Raw genomic sequence first — 25,630 nt, 5'->3', positions numbered from 1 at the left:
TCGGTCAGGCACAAATCTCATAACAAGGAATGTACGCGCTGCCCGGCAATTTCATGCGGTGCTGTGCGACGAACCCTTGCAGCAGGCTGTCCATTTTTTTCATTAATGCCGGATCACCATGCAGTTTGAAGCGACCATGTTGCTCGATGGCGTGGATCCCAAACTCTTTCACGTTACCGGCCACAATACCGGAGAAGGCGCGGCGCAATGCAGCGGCCAGTTCCTGCGGCGGCTGGTTTGGATAAAGGTTCAGGTTCGCCATGTTTTCATGGTTTGGTTCGAACGGATGCTGTAAATCAGGCGCAATGCGAATCGACCAGTTAAAGCTGTAAGCATCGCCACTGTTACGGCGGTTTTCTTTTACCAGCGGCATCGCGCGTTTCATCTGACGGGCCACTTCTGTCGGATCGTCGATAATGATGGTGTAGAACTTACAGGCTTCTTCACCGAGCGTTTCTTTAATGAAAGCATCGAGAACGTGGAAGTAATCGGCACTTTCTTTCGGACCGGTCAGGATCAGCGGGAGAACCTGATCGCTGTTTTCCGGATCCATCAGGATCCCCAGCAGATACAGCAATTCTTCTGCGGTACCGACGCCGCCAGGGAAAATAATGATCCCGTGGGCAATGCGAACAAATGCCTCAAGCCGTTTTTCAATATCAGGCATGATGATCAGTTCGTTGACCAGCGGATTAGGCGGCTCAGCGGCAATAATTGAAGGTTCTGTCATGCCTATAAAGCGGCCTGATTTGTAACGCTGTTGTGCGTGACCGACGGCGGCACCTTTCATTGGCGCTTCCATCGCACCCGGGCCACAGCCGGTACAAATGTTCAGTTCGCGCAAACCCAGCTGGCTGCCGACGTTACGGGCGTACTGGTATTCGATTTCATTAATAGAGTGGCCGCCCCAGCACACGACCATGTTTGGATCTTCATCCAGATGCAGGGCGCGGGCGTTGCGTAAGATTGAAAACACCAGGTTGGTCAGATGCGCTGAATTTTCGGTATTCAGATGCTGAAAACGACCAGCGTTATCAATTTGCCCGCTGACGAAGAGGATATCGCGCAGCACGGCAAACAGGTTGGCCTGCAATGAACGGATAATCCGGCCATCCACAAAGGCATCTTCCGGCGGGTTTACCAGTTCAAGTTTCACGCCACGCTCTCTGCGCAGCACGTTGATATCAAAGCTTTCGTAACGTTCTAAAAGTTCTTTACTGCTGTCAGTCTGGCTGCCGCTGTTGAGGACGGCCAGTGAACAATTTCGGAAAAGGCGATAGAGGTCGCTGCTCGCCGTGCGTTTGAGCATGTCGACTTCCAGCTGCGACAACAAATCCATTGAGCCTAACGGGCTGATATGTGTAATCAAAGTTGCTCCTTGACACCAACGGGTGCAGTGATTCTTTCTGCTACCTGATTGCGGCGCATGATTTTTCGGATCATGTTTTTTGCGCCGTATGCAATTTAACAGTAACCCTGTCATCAGGCTTTTACCAATGCTCACAGAGCGTTAGCTCAGTTCTTGAGCAACGTCTCGCATTATTGTCTGACAAGTCTCGCTGTTGCAGGTTCAAACGGGAAGTTGGATCTCCACGGATTGATATCCAGCCCGCCGCGACGAGTGTAGCGGGCGTACACGGCGAGTTTTTCCGGCTGGCAGAAACGCAGCATATCGTTGAAGATCCGTTCGACGCATTGTTCGTGGAATTCGTTGTGATGACGGAAAGACACCAGATAGCGCAGCAAGGCTTCGCGGTCGATTTTCGGGCCACGATACCGGATTTGCACGGAACCCCAGTCGGGCTGATGGGTAATCAGACAGTTTGATTTCAGCAGATGACTCACCAGTGACTCTTCAACGATTTCCTCACCTTTGGCACTGGCCAGATAATCAGTGCTGAATTCGTAGCTGTCGATTTCAATATCCTGCTCATCAATACAGATACCGTCGAAACGTCCTACCCGCGTGCCTTCAATTTCAGACAGGCGGCTGACCGTTACGGTCACGTCACCTTGCGCACAGGCGCTCAGGTCACGGGTTAAGGTTTCCTGTACTGTTTCCCAGTCGGGGAAGACGGTCTGATTAAAACTGTTCAGATAGAGTTTGAAACTTTTGGATTCAATCAGGTTCTGACTATTAGCATTCAGGCTGATTTCGCCCACAGCAACCTGTGGCAATCCCTTCGCGTTGAGCCAGGACAGTTCATACAGCGTCCAGATATCTGCGCCATGAAACGGTAAGTTATCCGGATATAAGCCCAGCGGCTCACGGTTCATGCTGCGCGGAACGGCCTGTAATAAAGACGCATCGTAATGGTCAACGTAAGCCGTACTTTTGCCCAGCGTCAGTTGCGCCAGAGCGGGGTTATCCTGATATGAGGACATGCTGTCACCTTGCTTAGAGATCGGTACAATAGAGAATAGTCACCAGTTTAACCCAGCCTTAGCGGAAGATGAGAGAATTATGGAGTCTGAAGTTTCAGTAGCATTGCGTGAATTTACTCAGCGTTTTGTCGATCTCTGGCAACAGGAAACCGGCATGCCGCCTGCCAGTGAAGCTCTGTTTGGGGTGGCTTCGCCGTGCGTGGTGAAGACGGAAGAAGACAAAGTCTACTGGCTGACTCAGACGTTCAGCCCGCAGGCGACCCTGGAAAATGTTGAACGCGCGATGGAATTACAACTGCGCCCGGAGGCGCATGCGTTTTATACCACGCAGTTTGCCGGAGACATGACCGCCAGCTGGCAAGGCAATGCGCTGACACTGTTGCAGGTCTGGAGCCCGGAAGATTTCACCCGTTTGCAGGAGAATCTGATTGGTCATCTGGTGACGCAAAAGCGTCTGAAGCTGACGCCAACGACTTTTCTGGCGACCACAGATTCCGAGCTGGATCTGGTTTCGCTGTGTAATGTGACCGGGAATGTTGTGCTGGAACAGTTCGGCAGTAAAAAACGAACTATACTCTCGCCATCGTTGTCAGAATTCCTTACAATGCTGACCGCTGTTTACCCCGCCTGATTTTATTGTCGATGTACCCCATTCCGCAGAGCACAAATGGCTCACAAGCGTGTGAGAGATCTCTCACAAAGACTGTAAGAGATCTCGCTAATTTGACTTAATTACTTCACGATAAAAACTCATATAACAATCAATATCAATAAGTTAACTCACTTATTCTTCGTGAGGCGGCTTACATTCCCTGATATTGGCTTACAGCCTGTCTTGTCCGGAAGGGCAAAATCAACGATTCTAGTCGTGCACCAAGGAAGCATGAGACAGAACATCAGGATGATGGCTGAATCATTAAAGAAGGGGACGGCTCAGGAAGAGTCAGGACGGCATCGGATTATGCCAGGATGTTTCAGGATGAAACCAGGGACACCTCCAGGACGGAGAAGAGAGCTCACAAAGGAAGCTGAGCGGGTCACAGATGACCAAGGGATATCAGTCAGGATGACTTAGGATAGAACGTCAGGATGAAAGTTGGACGATGCGAAGGACAGCCGGTTAGGATAACCGCAGGAAAAGTTTTCAGGGATTGAGCAGGGAGCACTTAGGTAGCTGGATTGCTATAAAACGAACCGGGGGCACTGTGTAAACAGTGCCCCCAACTTTTTGTCTGAATCTTTTCTCGCACGCCTGAATATTCTGATAACAGAAGGCGTTCCGCGATATCCGAAGCGCCTCTTAGTTATTAACCAATTGCCCCTAAGACATCATCCTGCCCCTGTTTTTTCGGCAGCAGGAATAACGTGGCGAAGATATCCAGCAGGTAAATCGCAGCCAGTAACGTAATCGCTGCGGTAAACGACACCTGCGCGACCAGTATCCCGATCACCAGCGGACCAAAACCGCCCACACCACGTCCGAGATTAAATAACAGATTCTGCGCCGTCGCCCTGACGTGTACCGGATAGAGATCGGATATCAGTCCGCCGTAACCGCCAATCATGCCATTCACAAACATGCCCATCAGCGCACCCGCGAACAACATCAGCGTCGGATCGGTTAGCTGCGCATAGCACACCACCATAATGACCGCACCGACCTGATAAATCAGGAAGATTTTCCAGCGCGGGAAACGGTCAGAAAGCATGCCGAACAGCCAGATCCCAAACGTCATCCCTACAACCGTGACCGCCGTCCACAGGCCGGATTTAGTCAGCGAGAAGCCGAAGTTTTTCGACAGATAGCTTGGCATCCAGATCATCAGACCGTAATAGCCAAAGTTCTGCACAGAACACAGGATCAGAATGCCGATACTGGCTTTCGTCGTGACTTTATCGCGAAACAGTAACTTAATGCGGCTGAACAGTGAGCCATCATTGTTGCTGGCAGTGTGTTTAACGAAAGCTTCCGGTTCGCCCATGGTGCGGCGGATAAGGAAAGAAGCCAGCGCCGGTAACAGGCCGACCAGGAACATGCCGCGCCAGCCGATAATGCCGAGCAGCATTGGCGTCAGGAAGGCTGCCATTAACACGCCGAGCTGCCAGCCCATGCCGACATACGCTGAGGCGCGGTTACGTTTTTCCGCCGGCCACGCTTCTGCAATCAGCGCCATGCCGATACCGAACTCGCCACCGAGCCCGACGCCTGCCAGCGTGCGGTAAATCAGTAAATCCCAGTAGCCTTGTGCGAAAGCACATAAACCAGTGAACAGGGAGAACATCAGAATGGTGAAGGTCAGTACACGGATGCGGCCGAAGCGATCGCTGATGGGGCCGAAAATCACGCCGCCCAGTACGGCACCAATCAGAGTCCAGGTGACCAGAGAGCCACTTTGTGAGGATGACAAACCAAATTCGCTGGTGATAGCGGGAAGCATGAAGCCGAGGATCAGTAAATCAAAGCCGTCCATGGCGTAGCCGGTGACGGAGGCCAGCATAGCTTTTGCCGGTGTTGCGTGTGCTTTTTGAGTATGTTGTGCGGACATTTTTACACATCTGTGAAGAAAAAAGTGGCGGTAGTTTGCCCGTAACGGGCGTTTATCGCCACCACGAAAAACTTATGGCTGGATTGATTAATTGGATACGATGCAGAAAGTTGGGGCATCAGTCCTTCAATGTTATGCTTTGCGCCCCCGGCGGAGGCTGCCCGGGGCCATGAAAGAAGAGAGTCATTGATGAATACAGAAAACCAGGTTCGCCAGATTTTAGAAGATATCGAGCAGGTCATGCGTGATGACAAGTTGTGGCACGCCACACCGCCGGAAGCGGAAGCCTTTGAAAGCAAAGAGCCGTTTTCTGTGGATACTATGTCTGCTGAGCAATGGCTGCAATGGGTGCTGGTTCCCCGTATGTACGCGTTGCTGGAAGCTCAGGCGCCACTGCCAACCCGTTTTGCAATCACCCCCTATTTTGAAGTGGCGATGCCGGAAGCACTCCGTTTGCTGACACAGCTGCAACGCCTCGACGATTTGCTGAATATAGAAGACTGACATGCTGGAAATTTTGTATCAGGACGAACATCTGGTCGCAGTGAATAAACCTGCGGGCATGCTGGTTCATCGCAGCTGGCTGGACCGCCATGAAACGGTGTTTGTGATGCAAACATTGCGTGATCAGATTGGTCAGCATGTGTTTACGGTTCACCGGCTGGATAAACCGACGTCAGGCGTTTTGCTGCTGGCGCTGTCCAGCGAAGTGGCTCGTTTGCTGTCGCAGCAGTTCGAAAATAATCAGATGAGCAAAACCTATCACGCCGTAGTTCGAGGGTATGTGCCACAAGACGGCACCCTGGATTACGCGCTGATCGAAGAGCTGGATAAAATCGCTGATAAGTTTGCGGATCCGGATAAAGCGCCACAGCCTGCGGTGACGCATTATCGCGTCGTCGCACAGGTCGAAATGCCAGTGGCTGTAGGACGTTACGACACCGCGCGCTACAGTCTGATGGAACTGAAACCAGAAACTGGCCGTAAGCATCAGTTGCGCCGTCATATGTCGCATTTGCGTCACCCGATTATTGGTGACAGCGCGCACGGCGATTTAAAGCAAAACCGCGGCATGACGCAGCATTTTGGCTGTTCGGGGCTGATGCTCCACGCCAGCCATATGCAATTGCCACATCCGGTAACCGGTGAACCTCTGTCGATTCAGGCGCGCTGGGATCCTCGCTGGCAGAATGTGGTGACACAGTTTGGCTGGCAGGGAAAAATCCCTGAGCTTGAAAGGGTTGAGTTTGCAGAAACTTGCGGTCAGGATAGTCCACAAATTTAAGTCCTTTGATTGAAATATTGGCATCACACAGGAGTGAAACCCATGGCAGAAGTCGGAATTTTCGTCGGTACGGTGTACGGCAATGCGTTACTGGTAGCAGAAGAAGCGGAAACCGTGCTGAAAGGCCAGGGCCATGACGTCAAATTGTTCGAAGAAGGCACGCTGGAAGCCTGGCAGTATTACCGTCATCATTTTGTCCTGATTGTGACTTCAACCACCGGTCAGGGCGATTTGCCGGACAGCATCGCGCCTTTGTATGCCGCGATCCGTGACACCGTCGGTTATCAGCCGGAACTGCGCTACGGTATGATTGCGCTGGGCGATATCAGCTACGATCATTTCTGTGGTGGCGGCCATAAGCTGGATGATTTATTGCAGGAGCAGGGCGCGTCGCGTATCGGCGAATTGCTGGAAATTGATGCAATGGAAACCGCCGAGCCGGAAACGGTCGCTGTTCCCTGGGTGGAAAAATGGGGCCAGTTACTTAAATAATTTCGCAGCCGTCTCTTCTGCGCACAATAAAAAAGGTCAGGCAAATGCCTGACCTTTTTACTTTCTCAATCTTCTGGCTGCGAATAATCAGCGACCGCTGGTCAGTTTTTCCAGATCGGATTCAATTTCAGTAATCTTATTCGCTACAACGGATTCCAGGTGACGCAGGTCATCAAGAATTTTACGCTTCAGATCCACTTCAACCTGATCGCGCTGGCAGATTTGGTCCAGCTCATCAATTACATAGCGCAGGTTAGGGCTGATTTCATGAATTTCTTTATAACCTTGCCCTGCGTTATCGGCAACGATGGTTTTGCGCTGGCGTGGATATTTAAATTTCACGCTTTTAGCAAAAAACTCACCTTTATCTCTGCGGAAGTAGATCTTCAGAATGTCGTTATTGGCCTCCTGACGCAGGCTGTAACGATCAATATCGTCGGGATTATTAATGCCCAGGCTTTTCAGATTGTCATACATAGCGCTACCTTCGTTTAGGAGAATATTTAACGGTCATGATGAACCGAAGAAGAATTCGAATCGTTGATTAATGACACAATTTGCTATCAACAAGATAAAAAAATAGCGGGTAACTGATGACCCGCTATTTTTAATCTTAGTCGATGGTTCGCAATAACTCATTCAGGCCGGTTTTGCCCAGAGTTTTCGCATCTACTTTCTTGACGATGACAGCACAATACAGGCTGTATTTACCGTCTTTAGAAGGCAGGTTGCCGGAAACGACAACGGAGCCGGCAGGGACGCGGCCGTAATGCACTTCGCCCGTTTCGCGGTCATAAATTTTGGTGCTCTGGCCGATGTAAACGCCCATGGAAATCACAGAGCCTTCTTCGACAATCACGCCTTCAACGATTTCAGAACGCGCGCCGATGAAGCAGTTGTCTTCGATGATGGTCGGGTTAGCCTGCAAAGGCTCCAGAACGCCGCCGATGCCTACGCCGCCGGACAGGTGTACGTTTTTACCGATCTGCGCGCAAGAACCTACCGTCGCCCAGGTATCAACCATGGTGCCTTCATCAACGTATGCGCCGATGTTGACGTAAGAAGGCATCAGTACGGTGTTGCGTGCGATGAATGCGCCTTTACGTACGGCAGCAGGTGGCACCACGCGGAAACCTTCACGCTGGAAACGCGCTTCATCGTAGTCCGCGAATTTCATTGGCACTTTATCGAAGTAACGGCTTTCTCCGCCTTCCATCACCTGATTGTCATTGATTCTGAACGAGAGCAGTACCGCTTTCTTCAGCCACTGATGCGTCACCCATTCGCCATCAATCTTCTCAGCCACGCGCAATTCGCCGCTGTCGATTTTGTTGATAACCTGAGTGATGGCGTCGCGCGTTACGCTGTCAACGTTAGCCGGAGTAATGTCTGCACGGCGCTCGAAGGCTTGTTCAATAACGGTTTGTAGTTGCTGCATCCTGTTCTCTTTCCTGAATTGGTTTTAAAAGATAGTGGTACTTGTATCACATTTTATCGCCAGGGTTGAGTGCCTCAGTTAATCGGCGAGTGATTTCCTGACGAGTTTGCTTATCCAGCGCGCGGCGCTCACTGTTAGCAAGAATAAATAAGTCTTCTACGCGTTCGCCGATGGTTGAGATGCGCGCACCGTGCAGCGACAGTCCCAGGTCAGAGAACACTTCCCCGACGCGTGCCAGCAGACCGGGCTGATCCAGCGCCACCAGTTCCATGTACGTGCGGCGGTCGGTATGTGTTGGCAGGAAACTGACTTCGGTCTGTACGCTGAAATGACGCAGTTTCGGCGAAGGACGTCGGGCGCGCGGCGGCTGATAAGCCTGCGTCATCGACTGTTCCAGCGCATAACGGATTGCTTCATGGCGATCCTGTGCCAGCGGGCTGCCGTCCGGTTCGAGCACGATAAAGGTATCCATCGCCATGCCGTCGCGATTGGTGAAAATTTGCGCGTCATGAATGCTCAGGTTACGTCTGTCCAGCTCACCGGCAACGGTGGCAAACAGATACGGGCGGTCAGGACTCCAGATAAATATCTCCGTACCGCCGCGCGTTGCCTGACGGCTGACCAGCACCAGCGGTTTGGTGGAGTCGTGCTCCAGCAAATGTCTTGCGTGCCACGCCAGCTGATTCGGTGAGTGACGCAGGAAGTAATCCGCCCGGCAGCGGCTCCAGATGCGGTGCAACGCTTCCTCATCAATATTATCCATGCGCAGCAAGGCCAGCGCCTGCAGGCGGTGATGACGTACGCGCTCACGCAGATCCGGCGTATTTTGCATACCGCGGCGCAGCTGTTTCTCGGTGGCGAAATACAACTCACGTATCAGGCTCTGTTTCCAGCTGTTCCACAGAGTTTCGTTGGTGGCACAAATATCGGCTACGGTCAGGCTGACCAGATAGCGCAGACGGACTTCGGTCTGCATTTCCGCCGCGAATTGCTGAATTTCATTAGGATCCTGAATATCGCGGCGTTGCGCTGTTACTGACATCAGTAAGTGACAACGAACCAGCCAGGCGACCAGCTGAGTTTCACGGGAATTCAACCCGTGCAGTTCGGCAAACTCCAGCACATCCTGCGCGCCAAGAATCGAGTGATCGCCACCACGGCCTTTGGCGATATCGTGAAACAGCGCGGCCATCAGCAGCAGTTCAGGTTGCGGCAGGCGCGGGTACAGTTCCACGCACAAAGGATGCTTTGGTCGCGTCTCTTCATGGGCAAAACTTTCCAGTTTTTGCAGCACACGGATGGTGTGTTCATCGACCGTATAGGCGTGGAACAGGTCGAATTGCATCTGCCCGACGATTTGTCCCCATTGCGGCATATACGCCCACAACACGCTGTGGCGGTGCATCGGCACCAGCGCACGCGACACGGCACCCGGATGGCGCAGAATCGCCATAAACATTTCGCGTGCCTGCGGGATCATACACAGCGGCTCTTTCAGATGACGGCGGGCATGGCGCAGTAAGCGAACGGTCGTTGAGTAAATCCCTTTGATTTCACGGTGACGTACCATCAGGTGGAACATGCTGATGATGGTTTCCGGACGGGTATCGAACAGGGATTCGTCGCGCAGATCGATAAGGTCGCCGCGTAACTGAAAATGTTCATCCAGCGGGCGTGGTTTTTCATTCGGGCCAATCGCCAGAATTGCTTCATCGAACAACTGCAATAACATCTGATTCAGCTCGCCGACCCGGCGGGTCATGCGATAGAAATCTTTCATCATGCGTTCGACCGGCTGGTTGCCTTCGCCCTGATACTGCAACAGCTGCGCCACGCTTTGCTGACGGTCGAACAGCAGGCGGTTGTCATATCTTGGCAAGACCAGATGCAGGGCGAAACGGATACGCCACAGGAAGCTCTGACACTCCAGCAGCTCGTTGCGCTCAGCTTTGGTGAGGAAGCCAAACGCCACCATTTCATCGAGCGATGTGGCGCCAAAATGGCGGCGGGCCACCCACAGAATGGTGTGGATATCACGCAAGCCGCCCGGACTGCTCTTAATGTCCGGCTCAAGGTTATAGCTGGTGCCGTGATAACGCTGATGGCGCTCATTCTGCTCTGCAATTTTAGCGCGGAAAAAATTCGGTGAAGGCCAGAATCCGTCGCTGAAAATGTGTTTCTGCATACTGAGAAACAGCGCCACGTCGCCGCAAATCAGGCGTGATTCGATAAGGTTAGTCGCGACGGTTAAATCGGCCAGACCTTCTAACAGGCACTCTTCCAGCGTGCGGACGCTGTGGCCGACTTCAAGTTTGAGATCCCACAGCAAAGTGATCAGCTCGCCAATCCGCAGCGCCTGTTCGTCGTTGAGGCGTTTCTGGCTCAGTACCAGCACGTCGATATCGGATAAAGGATGCAGTTCACCACGGCCGTAACCGCCGACGGCCACCATCGCGGTTTCAGGGATATTGTCGAACCCGTAGAACGTCCACAGACGTTGCAGCAGCTGGTCGATGTAATGTGTTCGCGCATCCACCAGCTCTTCCGCCCGTTGCCCGGCATTGAAGGCATCCGCCAGCCATACCTGAAACTGTTCCATATGCTGTTTCAGGCTCTGACGGTTTAAATCGTCATCCGGATAGACAGAAGGGGAGGCAGGTTGTGGCGGGAATGTGTGGATAAGATCCTGCGTGGTTTGTGGTTGCAGGCTCTTTTCAGCCGGAAAATTTTCAATCATGGGTGCGCAGCCCTACACGTGAGAGACCAATAAACGTGAAAGATAAAAAAACCGGCTTTCGCCGGTTTGATTCACAGATTTATACCCTCTCCGCAGAGCGGGCGACTGTTAGTCGTGCGTCAGAATAGCCGGGATGGTGTCATCCTCACGCAGCGTCATAATTTCACAACCGTTATCTGTCACCACAATAGTATGCTCGTACTGAGCCGACAAGCTGCGATCTTTAGTTTTTACCGTCCAGCCATCTTTCATGGTGCGGATACGGAAATCACCGGCGTTGACCATCGGTTCAACCGTGAAAGCCATGCCAGCCTGTAATACCACACCGCCGTCATCTGCATCGTAATGCAGAACCTGAGGTTCTTCGTGGAAACCTTCACCGATACCGTGACCGCAATATTCGCGAACCACAGAGAATTTCTCAGCTTCGACGAATTTCTGGATCTCTTTACCCAGTGTGCGCAGACGGATACCCGGTTTGATCATGCGCAGCGCGATATACAGGCTTTCCTGCGTGATGCGGCAAAGACGCTCACCCAGAATAGTCGGTTTGCCCGCGATGAACATCTTGGAGGTGTCGCCATGAAAACCATCTTTAATCACGGTGACATCGATATTGACGATATCGCCATCTTTAAGGATTTTGTCGTCGCTCGGAATACCGTGACATACCACTTCGTTAATGGAAATGCAGACAGATTTCGGGAAACCGTGGTAATCCAGACAAGCAGAAACCGCTTTTTGTTTGTTCACGATGTGATCGGCACAAATGCGATCAAGCTCACCGGTACTCACGCCAGGTTTGACGAAAGGCTCAATGATTTCCAGCACTTCGGCGGCCAGACGGCCAGCAACGCGCATTTTTTCGATGTCTTCAGGGGTTTTGATTGAAATAGCCATGTGTTGTCCTGCAGGTTCTGTGCATCAGGTGTGCTTTATTTCTACACCGATGTCGTCAATAATTAGCTGTGGCTTATGGTATCAGCCCTGATATTTGCTGCCAAACTATCATTTCCCGCTAAGCAATTCGGTGAACAAAAGTTGCTGTCCGGCCGTTATTTATGATATAAAGCGCGCCGGCAATCCGCTCTGGGTCTTACGACGCTGAGGGATTAAAGCCAAAATCACTCATTGTGTACTTATTCACGTAAGTAATAACACACACGTATCGACACATACGCCGGGGTGCCTTGGGAATTCGTTCTTCGGGGTCGGTTGTATGGGATACGTGGAGGCATAACCCCAACTACTTAATAGAGGTTTTATCATGGCAACTGTTTCCATGCGCGACATGCTCAAGGCCGGTGTTCACTTCGGTCACCAAACCCGTTACTGGAACCCGAAAATGAAGCCATTCATCTTCGGCGCTCGTAACAAGGTTCACATCATCAACCTTGAGAAAACTGTTCCAATGTTCAACGAAGCTCTGGCTGAGTTGCAGAAGATCTCCTCCCGTAAAGGTAAGATCCTGTTCGTTGGTACTAAACGCGCAGCAAGCGAAGCGGTAAAAGAAGCTGCACACAACTGCGACCAGTTCTTCGTGAACCATCGCTGGTTGGGCGGCATGCTGACTAACTGGAAAACTGTTCGTCAGTCCATCAAACGTTTGAAAGATCTGGAAGTTCAGTCTCAGGACGGTACTTTCGAGAAGCTGACCAAGAAAGAGGCGCTGATGCGTACTCGTGAACTGGCTAAGCTGGAAAACAGCCTGGGTGGTATCAAGGATATGGGTGGTCTTCCTGATGCTCTGTTCGTAATCGATGCTGATCACGAACACATTGCAATCAAAGAAGCTAACAACCTGGGTATCCCGGTATTCTCCATTGTTGATACCAACTCCGATCCGGATGGCGTTGACTTTGTTATCCCTGGTAACGATGACGCAATCCGTGCAGTAAATCTGTACCTGAGCGCTGTTGCTGCCACTGTTCGTGAAGGCCGTTCGCAAGATCTGGCTGTTCAGGCAGAAGAAAGCTTCGTAGAAGCTGAATAATAAGGCAAGCTCAGCAGAGCCCTTATTAACCAGGTATTGAAATATGTTGGTTAGGGGGCCTTTATTGGCCCCCTTTGCTTATCTTAAATGCGAGAAATATCTCACCGCAAAAACCCTTTTTGCACTGAGATAATCGAGGAAAATACAATGGCTGATATTACCGCTGCCCTGGTAAAAGAACTGCGCGAACGTACTGGCGCTGGCATGATGGATTGTAAGAAAGCTCTGGTTGAAGCGAATGGCGACATCGAGCTGGCAATCGAAAACATGCGTAAATCTGGCGCGATCAAAGCTGCGAAAAAAGCAGGCAACGTAGCTGCTGACGGCGTGATCAAAACCAAAATCGAAGGCAACTTCGGCGTGATTCTGGAAGTTAACTGCCAGACTGACTTCGTCGCTAAAGATGCTGGTTTCCAGGCTTTCGCTGACAAAGTGCTGGACGCTGCTGTTGCAGGCAAAGTGACTGATGTTGACGTTCTGAAAGCTCAGTTCGAAGAAGAGCGTATTCAGCTGGTTGCTAAAATCGGTGAGAACATCAACATCCGTCGCGTTCAGATCCTTGAAGGCGATGTGCTGGGCAGCTACCTGCACGGCGCACGTATCGGTGTTCTGATCGCAGCTACTGGCGCTGATGAAGAACTGGTTAAGCAAATTGCAATGCACGTTGCAGCAAGCAAACCAGAATTCGTTAAGCCTGAAGATGTGTCTGCAGAAGTTGTAGAAAAAGAGTACCAGGTTCAGCTGGACATCGCGATGCAGTCTGGCAAGCCGAAAGAAATTGCAGAGAAAATGGTTGAAGGCCGCATGAAGAAATTCACCGGCGAAGTTTCTCTGACTGGTCAGCCTTTCGTTATCGACCCAAGCAAAACTGTTGGTCAGGTTCTGAAAGAACACAACGCTGATGTGACTAACTTCATCCGCTTTGAAGTGGGCGAAGGTATCGAGAAAGTTGAGACTGACTTTGCTGCTGAAGTTGCAGCAATGACTAAACAGTCTTAATCAGTATCTGATACACCCTAAAATGGAACCGCTGCGAAAGGGCGGTTCCGTTTTATCCAGCCCCAAATTCCTATTACATTGTGCGTAAAGTCATTCTGGCAGCGCTATGATGTAAAGACCGACTATCCATTAAGACACATTGCTTCTAGGACAGACACCATGGCTACCAATGCGAAACCCGTTTATCAACGTATCCTGCTCAAACTCAGTGGCGAAGCCCTGCAGGGCAGTGAAGGTTTTGGTATCGACGCGAGTGTATTAGATCGTATGGCTCAGGAAGTAAAAGAGCTGGTCGAACTCGGCATTCAGGTAGGTGTTGTGATCGGCGGCGGTAACCTGTTCCGTGGCGCGGGCCTCGCACAGGCGGGCATGAATCGTGTTGTAGGCGACCATATGGGTATGCTGGCGACTGTCATGAACGGCCTGGCAATGCGCGATGCATTACACCGTGCCTATGTAAACGCGCGCCTGATGTCTGCAATCCCTTTGAACGGTGTTTGTGATAATTACAGCTGGGCTGAAGCTATCAGCTTGCTGCGTCATAACCGTGTGGTGATTTTCTCCGCCGGTACCGGCAATCCTTTCTTTACCACTGACTCAGCAGCCTGTCTGCGCGGTATCGAAATCGAAGCTGATGTGGTATTAAAAGCCACCAAAGTTGACGGCGTGTATTCCGCTGATCCGGTGAAAAACCCGGAAGCAACGCTGTATGAAAGACTGACCTATCAGGAAGTGCTGGAACAGGAATTGAAAGTGATGGATCTGGCGGCCTTTACGCTGGCCCGCGATCACAATCTGCCAATTCGTGTTTTCAACATGAATAAGCCTGGTGCACTGCGTCGCGTGGTGATGGGTGAAAATGAAGGGACGCTGATTTCTAAAGCGGAGTGATCCTTCACAATTGAACATTGCGTTCAGCCAGCCTCTGCTGGCATGAGTATTCACGGACTATACTGATGTTATGGTCTGCCAGGTAACCCGCTTTCAAAGGTTAACAACGTGATTAACGAAATCAAAAAAGACGCTGAAATTCGTATGGAAAAATGCGTCGAATCATTCAAAACGCATATCAGCAAAATCCGCACCGGCCGTGCTTCACCAGGCATCCTGGATGGCATCATGGTGGAATACTACGGTTCAGCGACACCTTTACGCCAACTGGCCCAGGTGACTGTTGAAGATTCCCGTACTCTGGCAATCTCCGTATTTGACCGTTCAATCAGCGCTGCGGTAGAAAAAGCGATCATGACCTCTGATCTGGGTCTGAACCCTTCTTCAGCAGGCGCAACTATCCGCGTTCCACTGCCAGCACTGACCGAAGAACGTCGTAAAGACCTGATCAAGGTTGTTCGTGGCGAAGCAGAGCAGGGCCGTGTTTCTGTGCGTAACGTGCGTCGCGATGCGAACGATAAAACCAAAGCTCTGTTGAAAGATAAAGAAATCAGCGAAGATGAAGATCGCCGTTCTCAGGACGACATTCAGAAACTGACTGATATTTTCATCAAGAAAATCGACGTTGCTCTTACTGAGAAAGAAGCCGAGTTAATGGAGTTCTGATCCAATTTTCAGCTTCCACCCAAGCGCCGCAATTGCGGCGCTTTGTTTTTAACGGGCTTTAATTCTTTTACCGGTTCGCACAATCTCATAGACAAGCCGGATAAGAGGTTTCAGACTGTGCACTTTCCGAATTTACGAGCGCTATCCCGGGCATTTTCATGAAACAAATGACTATTCTTGGTTCGACAGGGTCTGTCGGCACCAGCACGCTTTCCGTTGTCCGGTCTAATCCTGACGATTTCACCGTTAAAGCACTGGTTGCAGGGCGCAATGTTGACGTTATGGCGCAGCAGTGCCTTGAATTTCAACCTGCTTACGCTTCCATGGCGGATGAAGCCTCTGCCCGCGCGCTGAGAGCTATCCTGGCTGAACAGGGATGCCGTACCGAAGTGCTTTCCGGTCAAGATGCTGCCATAGAACTTGCGGCCATTGATGATGTGGATCAGGTGATGTCGGCTATCGTGGGTGCTGCGGGCTTGTTACCGACACTCGCTGCGGTCCGTGCCGGTAAACAGGTGCTTCTGGCCAACAAAGAGTCGCTGGTCACCTGCGGACGTATCTTTATGGATGCCGTTCGCCAAAGTCAGTCTCAGCTTCTGCCTATCGACAGTGAACACAATGCGATTTTCCAGAGCCTGCCTGAGACTGTACAAACACAGCTGGGGTTTGCTTCTCTCAAAGAACATGGCATTTCACGCATTATCCTGACCGGCTCCGGCGGCCCGTTCCGCGAACTCCCTTTGAATCATTTTAGCGATGTGACGCCTGAACAGGCCTGTGCTCATCCAAACTGGTCAATGGGGCGCAAGATTTCCGTGGATTCGGCCACCATGATGAATAAAGGCCTTGAGTACATTGAAGCGCGCTGGTTGTTTAATGCCTCTGCTGCTGAGATGGAAGTTATTATTCATCCGCAATCTGTGATCCACTCGATGGTCCGGTATTGCGACGGGAGCGTGCTGGCTCAGCTGGGCTCACCGGATATGCGTACACCCATTGCACACGCGATGGCCTATCCGCAACGTGTGAAGACTGAAGTCGAAGCGCTGGATTTCTGCAAAATGGGCGCCATGACCTTCGGTGCGCCTGATTATGCGCGTTATCCGTGCCTGCAACTGGCTATTGAAGCCAGCAATACCGGGCAGGCTGCCACCACGGCGCTGAATGCCGCCAATGAAATTTCCGTCGCCGCTTTCCTCAATGGTGAACTCCGCTTTACTGATATTGCTTCTCTTAACCGCGAGGTTATGGAGCAACTTGTCAGTGCTGAACCCGATTCTGTTGAGGAAGTGTTGCATATAGACGCATTGGCGAGGGCGCGTGCGAAAGATAAACTTCGTACTTTTGCGGTCTAGGCCTGTTTTAGTACTTATGCAGCAGTTTGTTAGCATCACACTGAGATGGTATAGTCTGCGCCACACTGGCAGTAGATTTGGCTTTTCAGAGACTGAATGTTACAGGTGGAATCGGTGAGCTGTCAGTTGAGCCGTGCCTGAAAGGGAGACACGGCTTTTTTGCGCGTGTAGTCGCATTAGCGATAAACAGGTGCAGCGCCAGCCGGTTGTTCTGGTGTAAGCCTGAAGAGCGTTATGCCAGCCTGAAAGCCGTTGTGTTCTGATAAAAGGAAATGAGTACGCGTTATGTCCCTCGAAAATCAACAGATGTCTGATATGTGTTGCTCTCAACCTCGCCATGTTGCCATTATCATGGACGGTAACGGACGCTGGGCAAAACGTCAGGGTAAAATGAGGGTATTTGGTCATAAAGCGGGAGTGAAGTCAGTGCGCAAAGCCGTGAGTTTTGCTGCCAGTCATCACCTCGATGCGCTCACGCTTTATGCCTTTAGTAGTGAAAACTGGAATCGCCCTGCTCAGGAAGTTTCCGCACTCATGGAACTGTTCGTTCGTGCTCTGGACAGTGAAGTGAAAAGTCTGCACAAACATAATGTCAGGCTGCGAATCATCGGCGATGTCAGTCGCTTTAGTGCTCGTCTGCAGGAACGCATTCGTCGTTCAGAAACACTTACTCAAAATAATGACGGTTTGACGCTCAACATCGCTGCGAATTACGGTGGCCGATGGGATATTATTCAAGGCGTTAAGACACTGGCTGGTCAGGTTGAAGCCGGTACACTGCGGGCAGAGCAAATTACAGAAGAATTGCTGAATTCAGCGATCTGTATGAGCGAACTGGCACCCGTCGATTTGGTGATCAGAACCGGTGGGGAACATAGGATCAGTAATTTCCTGTTGTGGCAAATTGCCTATGCAGAACTGTATTTTACCGATGTCCTCTGGCCTGATTTTGATGAAAATACCTTCGAAGGTGCGCTGACTGCTTTTGCACAACGCGAGCGCCGTTTCGGAGGGACTACACCTATCGGCGCTGATGCGTCCTAGGGAGAACATTTGCTGAAGTATCGCATTATCACAGCTTTGATTTTAATACCGATTGTTATTGCAGCACTCTTTCTGCTACCACCGGTAGGTTTCGCCATTGTCACCTTAGTGGTGTGCATGCTGGCGGCGTGGGAGTGGGGGCAACTGGCCGGTTTTGCAACACGTAATCAGCGCATCTGGCTTGCCATACTCTGCGGTTTTCTGCTGGCGGCCATGTTGCTGAGCATACCGGCTTATCAGCAAAGTGTGCATCTGATGCAGGTTGGAGGGTCTTTATGGGCCGGACTTGCATGGTGGTGTGTGGCGCTGGTGTTAGTCGTGGGTTATCCGGCGTCGGCAGGATTCTGGCGCCATTCCCGCGTGTTGCGGGTAATATTTGGTGTGCTGACGATTGTGCCATTCTTCTGGGGCATGATCGCATTGCGCCAATATGGTTATGCTGAGAATCATCACACTGGCGCATGGTGGTTGTTATATGTGATGCTACTCGTCTGGGGGGCAGACTCCGGCGCGTACCTGTTTGGTAAATTATTCGGTAAGCACAAACTGGCACCCAAAGTTTCGCCAGGAAAAACCTGGGAAGGGTTTGCCGGCGGGCTTCTGATGTCAGCCCTGATAGCCTGGTTGTTTGGCCGTTATGCACCGTTAACTGTGCAGCCTTCGATCCTGCTGATTTGTTCCGTTGTCGCAGCGCTGGCTTCTGTGCTGGGCGACCTGACGGAAAGTATGTTCAAACGCGAGGCAGGAATCAAAGACAGTGGTCATATGATCCCTGGTCACGGCGGAATACTCGATCGTATCGACAGCCTGACGGCTGCGGTGCCTGTATTCGCCTGTCTGATGCTGTTAGTGTATTAATCCGTCGCAGACGGTGATGTTTCTAAGGAATAGTTAGACATATGATGAACATACTCTGGAGCCTGGCCGCCTTTATCGTCGCATTGGGGGTGCTTATCACCGTGCACGAGTTCGGCCATTTCTGGGTTGCTCGTCGTTGTGGTGTCCGTGTAGAACGTTTCTCTGTCGGTTTTGGGCGTGCGCTCTGGCGCAGAACCGACCGTCAGGGAACTGAGTATGTACTGGCCATTATTCCTCTTGGCGGCTACGTCAAAATGCTCGACGAGCGAGTCGAAGCCGTTGCCCCTGAATTTCGTCATCAATCTTTCAATAACAAAAAGGTCTGGCAACGTGCAGCTATCATCAGTGCCGGACCGATTGCCAATTTCATTTTTGCCATTTTTGCGTACTGGCTGGTCTTCGTTATCGGCGTGCCCAGCGTGCGTCCGGTCATCGCGAATATCACTGCTAATTCAATCGCTGCGCAATCGAATATTTCCTCAGGTATGGAACTTAAGTCTGTTGCGGGTATCGAAACGCCTGATTGGGAATCAGTTCGTATGGCGTTAATGGGCGAAATTGGTGATGATCAAACGACGGTAGGGGTTGCGCAGTTTGGCTCATCTCAGGTCGTTGAGAAAACTCTGGATTTGCGCCAATGGCATTTTGATCCTGAAAAGGAGGATCCGGTGGTTTCTCTGGGTATGATTCCCAGAGGTCCGCAGATAGAATCTGTACTGCAGGAAGTGCAGCCTGATTCAGCCGCCCAAAAGGCGGGTTTGCAAGCCGGGGACAGGATCGTTAAAGTCGATGGTCAGATTCTGGATAGTTGGCAGTCATTTGTCATACAGGTTCGTGACAATCCGGGTAAACCTATTACGCTGGAAGTCGAGCGGGGTGGGGATTCGGTTGCTTTAACATTAACGCCGGACACGAAGTCCGCAGGTAAAGGCAAAATACAGGGTTTTGCTGGCGTGGTACCGAAGGTGATACCGCTGCCTGACGAATTTAAAACAATCCGTCAGTATGGTCCGTTTGTGGCGTTTTATGAGGCCGGGGATAAAACCTGGCAACTGATGAAACTCACTGTGAGCATGCTGGGTAAGTTAATTACCGGAGATGTGAAGCTGAACAATCTGAGTGGCCCAATATCCATCGCACAGGGCGCAGGAATGTCAGCAGAGTATGGTTTGGTGTCTTACCTCACGTTTTTGGCACTCATTAGTGTCAATCTGGGGATCATCAACCTCTTCCCATTACCGGTATTAGATGGTGGACACCTGCTTTTTCTCGCAATAGAAAAGCTAAAAGGTGGGCCAGTTTCCGAGCGAGTTCAGGACTTCAGTTACCGCATTGGTTCAGTTTTGCTGGTGTTGTTGATGGGGCTTGCACTTTTCAATGATTTCTCCCGTCTTTAAGGCCGGAGATTAGGTTAGGAAGAACGCATAACAACGATGGCGATCAAAAAGTTGCTCATAGCGTCGCTGCTGTTTGGCAGCGCCACCGTATACGGTGCAGACGGTTTCGTAGTGAAAGATATTCATTTCGAAGGCCTGCAGCGAGTTGCCGTCGGTGCGGCGTTACTCAATATGCCGGTTCGCGTCGGTGATACGGTTACTGACGATGATATCAGTAACACCATTCGTGCATTGTTTGCCACTGGCAACTTTGAGGACGTCCGCGTCCTGCGCGATGGTGATTCTCTGATTGTTCAGGTCAAAGAACGCCCAACTATTGCCAGCATCACTTTCTCCGGTAACAAATCGGTAAAAGATGACATGCTCAAGCAAAACCTGGAAGCCTCTGGCGTCCGTGTTGGCGAAGCGCTTGACCGCACTACCATCGGCAGTATCGAGAAAGGTCTCGAAGACTTCTATTACAGCGTGGGTAAATACAGTGCGTCGGTGAAAGCGGTTGTGACCCCTTTACCGCGTAACCGTGTTGACCTGAAACTGGTCTTTACCGAAGGTGTTTCTGCCAAAATTCAGCAGATTAACATCGTGGGTAACCACGCCTTTACGACTGATGAGCTGATCTCACGCTTCCAGTTGCGTGATGAAGTGCCATGGTGGAACGTCGTCGGTGATCGTAAATACCAGAAACAAAAACTCGCGGGTGACCTTGAAACCCTGCGCAGTTTCTATCTGGATCGCGGTTATGCCCGTTTCAATATTGATTCGACTCAGGTCAGCCTGACGCCGGACAAAAAAGGCATCTACATCACGCTGAACATTACAGAAGGTGAGCAATACAAACTTTCTGGCGTGGAAGTGACTGGCAGCATGGCGGGTCACTCAGCAGAAGTTCAAAGCCTGACTAAAATTGATAAAGGCGAGCTGTATAACGGCGCCAAAGTCACCAAAATGGAAAACGACATCAAACAGATGTTGGGGCGTTATGGCTACGCTTATCCACGTGTGACGACACAGCCAGAAATTAATGATGCAGACAAAACCGTTAAGCTGCACATCAACGTTGATGCGGGTAACCGTTTCTACGTGCGTCACATCCGCTTTGAAGGCAATGACACCAGTAAAGACAGCGTACTGCGCCGTGAAATGCGTCAGATGGAAGGTGCCTGGTTAGGCAACGATCTGGTCGATAAAGGCAAAGAGCGTCTGAACCGTCTGGGTTACTTCGAAACGGTGGATGTGGATACGCAACGTGTTCCGGGTTCACCGGATCAGGTTGATGTGGTCTACAAGGTGAAAGAACGTAACACCGGTAGCTTCAACTTTGGTGTGGGTTACGGTACAGAAAGCGGTGTCAGCTTCCAGGTCGGTGTTCAGCAGGACAACTGGCTGGGGACGGGTAACTCTGTCGGCATCAGCGGTACCAAAAACGATTACCAGACGTACGCGGAATTCACCATCACTGACCCATACTTCACCGTTGACGGCGTAAGTTTGGGTGGTCGTATCTTCTACAACGACTTTAAAGCTGATGATGCAGATCTCTCCAGCTATACCAACAGAAGTTATGGTATTGGCGGGAACCTGGGCTTCCCGATTAATGAGAACAACTCATTACGTCTGGGTCTGGATTATGTCCATAACGATCTGTCCAATATGGAACCACAGATTGCTATGTTCCGTTATCTGAACTCTGTTGGTCTGAAACCACCGGTGACCACCAGTGATAATGCTGATGCTGACTTCAGTGCGAATGATTTCTTCGCCAACCTCGGCTGGGGTTATAACAACCTTGACCGTGGCTACTTCCCGACGTCAGGGACTAAAGCCAGCTTGAACGGTAAAGTGACTGTTCCGGGTTCTGATAACGAATATTACAAAATCACATTTGATTCAACCAGTTACTTGCCACTGAATCAGGATCGTGATTGGGTGCTGATGGGCCGTGCGCGTGCAGGTTACGCAGATGGTCTGGGCGGTAAAGAAGTGCCGTTCTACGATAACTTCTATGCCGGCGGTTCGAGCAGTGTTCGTGGTTTCCAGTCGAACACCATCGGTCCTAAAGCAGCGTATTACAAATGTACTACTGCTAATACCTCTTACAGCGGCTGTCCGATCGATAACTCGAACGATGCAGTAGGTGGTAACGCAATGGCAGTGCTGAGTGCGGAACTGATTGTTCCTACTCCGTTTGTCAGCGAGAAATACGCGAACTCACTGCGTACTTCCCTGTTTGTGGACAGTGGTACAGTCTGGGATACCGGTTGGGAAAATACCCCAGAGTCTCAGGCCGCGGGCGTTCCTGACTACAGTAAACCAGGCAACATTCGTGTTTCTTCAGGTCTTGCATTGCAGTGGATGTCTCCACTGGGACCCTTGGTCTTCTCCTATGCACAGCCAATTAAGAAATATGAAGGCGATAAGGCAGAACAGTTCCAGTTTAACATTGGTAAAACCTGGTAACGTCCTGCCTGGGCAGAATTTGTTCAGCAGAATCGCAAAGGCCAGATGCTGAATTTGATACACGGGTTTCGGCCCGTGTATTGTTTTCATATCGGGTGTTTTGTGTAATTTACTGTGCCATCTGGCACAAACGGGTGATGGAAGGAGTTTATAGTGAAAAAGTGGTTATATGCCGCAGGCCTCGGTTTAGTTATGGCTTCTTCAGCTAGCGTTCAGGCTGCTGATAAAATTGCTATCGTTAACGTAGCAAGCATTTTCCAACAAATGCCTGCTCGTGAAGCAGTAGCAAAACAGCTGGAAAACGAGTTCAAAAGCCGTGCGACAGATTTGCAGTCTCAGGAACGTGATCTGCAAACCAAAATGCAACGTCTGCAACGTGATGGCTCTACTATGAAAGCCAGCGATCGTTCTAAACTTGAAAAAGACGTTATGGCTCAGCGTGAAGCTTTCTCTTCTAAAGCGCAGCAGTTCGAGCAAGACAACCGTCGTCGTCAGGCTGAAGAACGTAACAAAATCCTGAGCCGTATTCAGGATGCTGTGAAATCTGTAGCGAGCAAAGAAGGTTATGATGTTGTTATCGATGCAAACGCCATCGCGTATGCAAACAATGACAAAGATATTACTGCTGATGTGCTGAAACAGGTTAAATAAACATGTCTTCAATTCGACTGGCTGATCTCGCACAGCAGTTGGATGCACAATTGCACGGTGATGGCGAAATTGCCATCACCGGCGTTGCTTCAATGCATTCCGCACACTCTGAGCAAATCACGTTTTTATCAAACAGCCGTTACCGTGAACAGTTGGCTTCCTGCAATGCAGGTGCCGTAGTGTTGACGGAAGCGGATCTGCCATTTTGCCCTACAGCGGCATTAGTGGTTAAAAACCCTTACCTGACCTATGCGCGTATGGCGCAGTTGCTGGATACCACTCCGGCGCCGGCACAGGATATTGCTGCGAGTGCGGTGATTTCTGACAGTGCTTCTTTGGGTAAGAATGTCTCGGTTGGCGCAAATGCAGTTATCGAATCCGGCGTTGTACTGGGTGATAACGTCATCATCGGTGCGGGCTGCTTTATCGGTAAAGACGCAAAAATAGGGGCCGGAACCCGCCTTTGGGCTAACGTTTCTATTTACCATCGCGTTGAGATTGGCGAACAATGTCTGATCCAGTCTGGAACAGTGATTGGCGCTGATGGCTTTGGTTACGCTAACGATCGCGGTAACTGGATCAAAATTCCTCAGCTTGGCACGGTGATTATCGGCGACCGCGTTGAAATTGGCGCGTGTACCACAATCGACCGTGGCGCGCTGGATGACACCATTATCAGCAACGGCGTTATTATTGATAACCAATGCCAGATTGCACACAACGTCGTGATTGGAGACAATACGGCGGTTGCCGGTGGTGTTATCATGGCCGGCAGTCTGAAAATCGGACGCTACTGTCAAATCGGCGGAGCTAGTGTTATCAACGGTCACATGGAGATTTGTGACCAGGCTGTCGTGACGGGAATGGGAATGGTAATGCGACCAATCACTGAACCTGGGGTATACTCCTCCGGTATCCCGTTACAACCGAATAAAGTTTGGCGTAAGACGGCTGCATTGGTAATGAATATTGACGAGATGAATAAGCGCTTGAAAGCTGTCGAGCGTAAAATCGAAAAAGACTAATTACCACCTACGATGCTGCTTTGTGTTCCCTTTGTTGAGTGAACCTGCGACATACGTTCCTATTTGCGGCCTGCCTGATGACCTTCTTTTGGGGTCTGGCAGGCCGTGTTATTGATGCCATCAGTTTTTATAGACAGGAAGAGTATTTTGACTACTGACACTCATACTCTGCGTATTGAAGAGATACTGGATTTATTGCCGCACCGTTACCCGTTCTTGCTGGTTGACCGCGTGCTGGACTTTGAAAAAGGGAAATTTTTGCGCGCCGTGAAAAACGTTTCTTTTAACGAACCGTTCTTCCAGGGGCATTTCCCGGGTAAACCTATTTTTCCAGGCGTTTTGATTCTGGAAGCGATGGCTCAGGCCACCGGTATTCTGGCGTTTAAAAGCGTAGGAAAACTGGAACCGGGCGAATTGTATTACTTTGCAGCAATCGACGATGCACGCTTTAAACGTCCGGTCTTGCCGGGTGACCAGATGGTTCTGGAAGTTGAATTCATTAAAGAGCGTCGTGGCGTTGCTCGTTTCAAAGGTGTCGCGAAAGTTGATGGTGAGATAGCTTGCGAGGCATCAATGATGTGCGCCCGTCGCCGGGAGTCTTAATACATGATTGATAAAACCGCCTTTATTCATCCAAGCGCTATTGTTGAAGACGGTGCCGTGATTGGCGCCGGAGTCCATATCGGTCCTTTCTGCTACGTGGGATCCCAGGTAGAAATTGGTGAAGGTACTGAGCTTAAATCACACGTAGTGATTAATGGCGTGACCAAAATTGGTTGCGATAACCGCATATTCCAGTTCGTTTCCATTGGTGAAATTAACCAGGATCTGAAATATGCCGGTGAACCCACACGCGTTGAGGTCGGCGATCGCAACAATATTCGTGAGAGCGTTACCATTCATCGTGGTACCGTTCAGGGCGGTGGCCTGACAAAAGTGGGCAGCGATAATCTGTTAATGGTTAACGCGCACATTGCTCACGATTGCGTCATTGGTAATCGCTGTATTCTGGCGAACAACGCGACCCTCGGTGGTCACGTTGAAGTTGATGATTTTGCGATCATTGGCGGTATGACGGCGGTGCATCAGTTCTGTATTATCGGCGCGCATGTCATGGTGGGTGGATGTTCCGGCGTTGCTCAGGACGTTCCTCCGTTTGTGATTGCGCAGGGTAACCACGCTACACCTTTCGGTATCAATATCGAAGGGCTTAAGCGCCGTGGTTTCGAAAAAGCCGATCTGCATGCTATCCGCAATGCCTATAAATTACTGTATCGCAGCGGTAAAACGTTGGAAGAAGCCCAGCCGGAAATCGCTGCAATTGCGGCTGAATTCCCGAAAGCTAAACCCTTCAGTGATTTTTTTGCCCGCTCAACACGCGGCATTATCCGCTGATCTGCGCTACGGAAAA

At 50.8% G+C, this 25,630-nt stretch carries 24 protein-coding genes; 17 read left to right on the top strand and 7 right to left on the bottom strand.

From position 1 onward, the window contains the following. Nucleotides 1-4: 4 nt before the first annotated feature. On the bottom strand, nucleotides 5-1,369 hold the full coding sequence (ppnN, locus tag CKQ54_RS20590; RefSeq protein ID WP_120163099.1) for a nucleotide 5'-monophosphate nucleosidase PpnN: 1,365 nt from the start codon (nucleotides 1,367-1,369) through the stop codon (nucleotides 5-7). A gap of 170 nt (nucleotides 1,370-1,539) precedes the next feature. After that, a complete protein-coding gene (queF, locus tag CKQ54_RS20585) occupies nucleotides 1,540-2,385 on the bottom strand; it encodes an NADPH-dependent 7-cyano-7-deazaguanine reductase QueF (protein ID WP_120163100.1) in 846 nt (281 codons plus the stop codon). Nucleotides 2,386-2,464: 79 nt separating this feature from the next. Here queF and syd point away from each other — a divergent pair, with 79 nt between their 5' ends. Further along, nucleotides 2,465-3,016, top strand: a complete 552-nt coding sequence (gene syd / locus CKQ54_RS20580; protein WP_120163101.1) for a SecY-interacting protein — start codon at nucleotides 2,465-2,467, stop codon at nucleotides 3,014-3,016. A gap of 676 nt (nucleotides 3,017-3,692) precedes the next feature. On the opposite strand, the gene CKQ54_RS20575 is transcribed toward syd, so the two are convergent. Beyond that, on the bottom strand, nucleotides 3,693-4,931 hold the full coding sequence (locus CKQ54_RS20575) for an MFS transporter (RefSeq protein WP_112288319.1): 1,239 nt from the start codon (nucleotides 4,929-4,931) through the stop codon (nucleotides 3,693-3,695). Nucleotides 4,932-5,120: 189 nt separating this feature from the next. On the opposite strand from CKQ54_RS20575, the gene CKQ54_RS20570 reads away from it, so the two are divergent. From CKQ54_RS20570 to CKQ54_RS20560, 3 genes are read left to right on the top strand one after another with little or no spacing between them, the layout of a single operon-like run. After that, nucleotides 5,121-5,435 carry a YqcC family protein gene (locus CKQ54_RS20570; protein WP_112288320.1) on the top strand — a complete coding sequence of 105 codons (315 nt, stop codon included), beginning with the start codon at nucleotides 5,121-5,123 and terminating at the stop codon, nucleotides 5,433-5,435. A 1-nt stretch (nucleotide 5,436) separates the two neighbouring features. Beyond that, nucleotides 5,437-6,216: a tRNA pseudouridine(65) synthase TruC gene (gene truC, locus CKQ54_RS20565; RefSeq protein ID WP_120163103.1), complete on the top strand. Its 780-nt coding sequence runs from the start codon at nucleotides 5,437-5,439 to the stop codon at nucleotides 6,214-6,216. Nucleotides 6,217-6,258: 42 nt separating this feature from the next. Further along, on the top strand, nucleotides 6,259-6,708 hold the full coding sequence (locus CKQ54_RS20560) for a flavodoxin (protein ID WP_112288322.1): 450 nt from the start codon (nucleotides 6,259-6,261) through the stop codon (nucleotides 6,706-6,708). 87 nt (nucleotides 6,709-6,795) lie between these two features. Here the strand turns inward: CKQ54_RS20560 and CKQ54_RS20555 are convergent, their stop codons facing one another. The 4 genes from CKQ54_RS20555 to map form a co-directional block, all read right to left on the bottom strand. Then, nucleotides 6,796-7,185, bottom strand: coding sequence for a DUF3461 family protein (locus CKQ54_RS20555; RefSeq protein ID WP_056781756.1), 390 nt, complete (start codon nucleotides 7,183-7,185; stop codon nucleotides 6,796-6,798). 136 nt (nucleotides 7,186-7,321) lie between these two features. Next, nucleotides 7,322-8,146: a 2,3,4,5-tetrahydropyridine-2,6-dicarboxylate N-succinyltransferase gene (gene dapD / locus CKQ54_RS20550; RefSeq protein ID WP_101079222.1), complete on the bottom strand. Its 825-nt coding sequence runs from the start codon at nucleotides 8,144-8,146 to the stop codon at nucleotides 7,322-7,324. 46 nt (nucleotides 8,147-8,192) lie between these two features. Then, entirely contained in the window at nucleotides 8,193-10,883 is a 2,691-nt protein-coding gene (gene glnD / locus CKQ54_RS20545) for a bifunctional uridylyltransferase/uridylyl-removing protein GlnD (RefSeq protein WP_120163104.1), read from the bottom strand. Nucleotides 10,884-10,991: 108 nt separating this feature from the next. Next, nucleotides 10,992-11,783, bottom strand: coding sequence for a type I methionyl aminopeptidase (map, locus tag CKQ54_RS20540; RefSeq protein ID WP_120163105.1), 792 nt, complete (start codon nucleotides 11,781-11,783; stop codon nucleotides 10,992-10,994). A gap of 367 nt (nucleotides 11,784-12,150) precedes the next feature. Here map and rpsB point away from each other — a divergent pair, with 367 nt between their 5' ends. The 13 genes from rpsB (at nucleotide 12,151) to lpxA (ending at nucleotide 25,614) form a co-directional block, all read left to right on the top strand. Beyond that, nucleotides 12,151-12,876 (top strand): 30S ribosomal protein S2, encoded by a 726-nt coding sequence (gene rpsB / locus CKQ54_RS20535; protein ID WP_095923217.1) that lies wholly within the window; start codon nucleotides 12,151-12,153, stop codon nucleotides 12,874-12,876. A gap of 147 nt (nucleotides 12,877-13,023) precedes the next feature. After that, nucleotides 13,024-13,875: a translation elongation factor Ts gene (tsf, locus tag CKQ54_RS20530; protein ID WP_112288325.1), complete on the top strand. Its 852-nt coding sequence runs from the start codon at nucleotides 13,024-13,026 to the stop codon at nucleotides 13,873-13,875. A gap of 159 nt (nucleotides 13,876-14,034) precedes the next feature. Continuing rightward, nucleotides 14,035-14,766: a UMP kinase gene (gene pyrH / locus CKQ54_RS20525; RefSeq protein ID WP_095923215.1), complete on the top strand. Its 732-nt coding sequence runs from the start codon at nucleotides 14,035-14,037 to the stop codon at nucleotides 14,764-14,766. A 108-nt stretch (nucleotides 14,767-14,874) separates the two neighbouring features. Continuing rightward, the gene (gene frr, locus CKQ54_RS20520) at nucleotides 14,875-15,432 is read left to right on the top strand and encodes a ribosome recycling factor (protein WP_112288326.1); all 558 of its coding nucleotides are present in this window, start codon (nucleotides 14,875-14,877) and stop codon (nucleotides 15,430-15,432) included. A 158-nt stretch (nucleotides 15,433-15,590) separates the two neighbouring features. Further along, the gene (gene ispC / locus CKQ54_RS20515; protein ID WP_120163106.1) at nucleotides 15,591-16,787 is read left to right on the top strand and encodes a 1-deoxy-D-xylulose-5-phosphate reductoisomerase; all 1,197 of its coding nucleotides are present in this window, start codon (nucleotides 15,591-15,593) and stop codon (nucleotides 16,785-16,787) included. Between the two features lie 285 nt (nucleotides 16,788-17,072). After that, complete coding sequence (gene ispU / locus CKQ54_RS20510; protein WP_112288328.1) at nucleotides 17,073-17,831, top strand: (2E,6E)-farnesyl-diphosphate-specific ditrans,polycis-undecaprenyl-diphosphate synthase; 759 nt, start codon at nucleotides 17,073-17,075, stop codon at nucleotides 17,829-17,831. 9 nt (nucleotides 17,832-17,840) lie between these two features. After that, nucleotides 17,841-18,689, top strand: a complete 849-nt coding sequence (gene cdsA, locus CKQ54_RS20505; protein WP_112288329.1) for a phosphatidate cytidylyltransferase — start codon at nucleotides 17,841-17,843, stop codon at nucleotides 18,687-18,689. Between the two features lie 41 nt (nucleotides 18,690-18,730). Beyond that, nucleotides 18,731-20,086 (top strand): sigma E protease regulator RseP, encoded by a 1,356-nt coding sequence (gene rseP / locus CKQ54_RS20500; RefSeq protein WP_120163107.1) that lies wholly within the window; start codon nucleotides 18,731-18,733, stop codon nucleotides 20,084-20,086. 36 nt (nucleotides 20,087-20,122) lie between these two features. After that, nucleotides 20,123-22,543: an outer membrane protein assembly factor BamA gene (bamA, locus tag CKQ54_RS20495; RefSeq protein ID WP_120163108.1), complete on the top strand. Its 2,421-nt coding sequence runs from the start codon at nucleotides 20,123-20,125 to the stop codon at nucleotides 22,541-22,543. Nucleotides 22,544-22,696: 153 nt separating this feature from the next. After that, nucleotides 22,697-23,194: a molecular chaperone Skp gene (skp, locus tag CKQ54_RS20490; protein WP_112288332.1), complete on the top strand. Its 498-nt coding sequence runs from the start codon at nucleotides 22,697-22,699 to the stop codon at nucleotides 23,192-23,194. 2 nt (nucleotides 23,195-23,196) lie between these two features. Next, on the top strand, nucleotides 23,197-24,219 hold the full coding sequence (gene lpxD, locus CKQ54_RS20485) for a UDP-3-O-(3-hydroxymyristoyl)glucosamine N-acyltransferase (protein ID WP_120163109.1): 1,023 nt from the start codon (nucleotides 23,197-23,199) through the stop codon (nucleotides 24,217-24,219). 147 nt (nucleotides 24,220-24,366) lie between these two features. Beyond that, entirely contained in the window at nucleotides 24,367-24,822 is a 456-nt protein-coding gene (fabZ, locus tag CKQ54_RS20480) for a 3-hydroxyacyl-ACP dehydratase FabZ (RefSeq protein WP_095923207.1), read from the top strand. Between the two features lie 3 nt (nucleotides 24,823-24,825). Continuing rightward, nucleotides 24,826-25,614, top strand: a complete 789-nt coding sequence (gene lpxA / locus CKQ54_RS20475) for an acyl-ACP--UDP-N-acetylglucosamine O-acyltransferase (protein ID WP_113878219.1) — start codon at nucleotides 24,826-24,828, stop codon at nucleotides 25,612-25,614. Nucleotides 25,615-25,630: the final 16 nt, after the last annotated feature.

Source organism: Rahnella variigena (genome assembly GCF_003610915.1).
Lineage (GTDB): Bacteria > Pseudomonadota > Gammaproteobacteria > Enterobacterales > Enterobacteriaceae > Rahnella > Rahnella variigena.
This window is presented reverse-complemented; position numbering and strand designations above follow the sequence as displayed.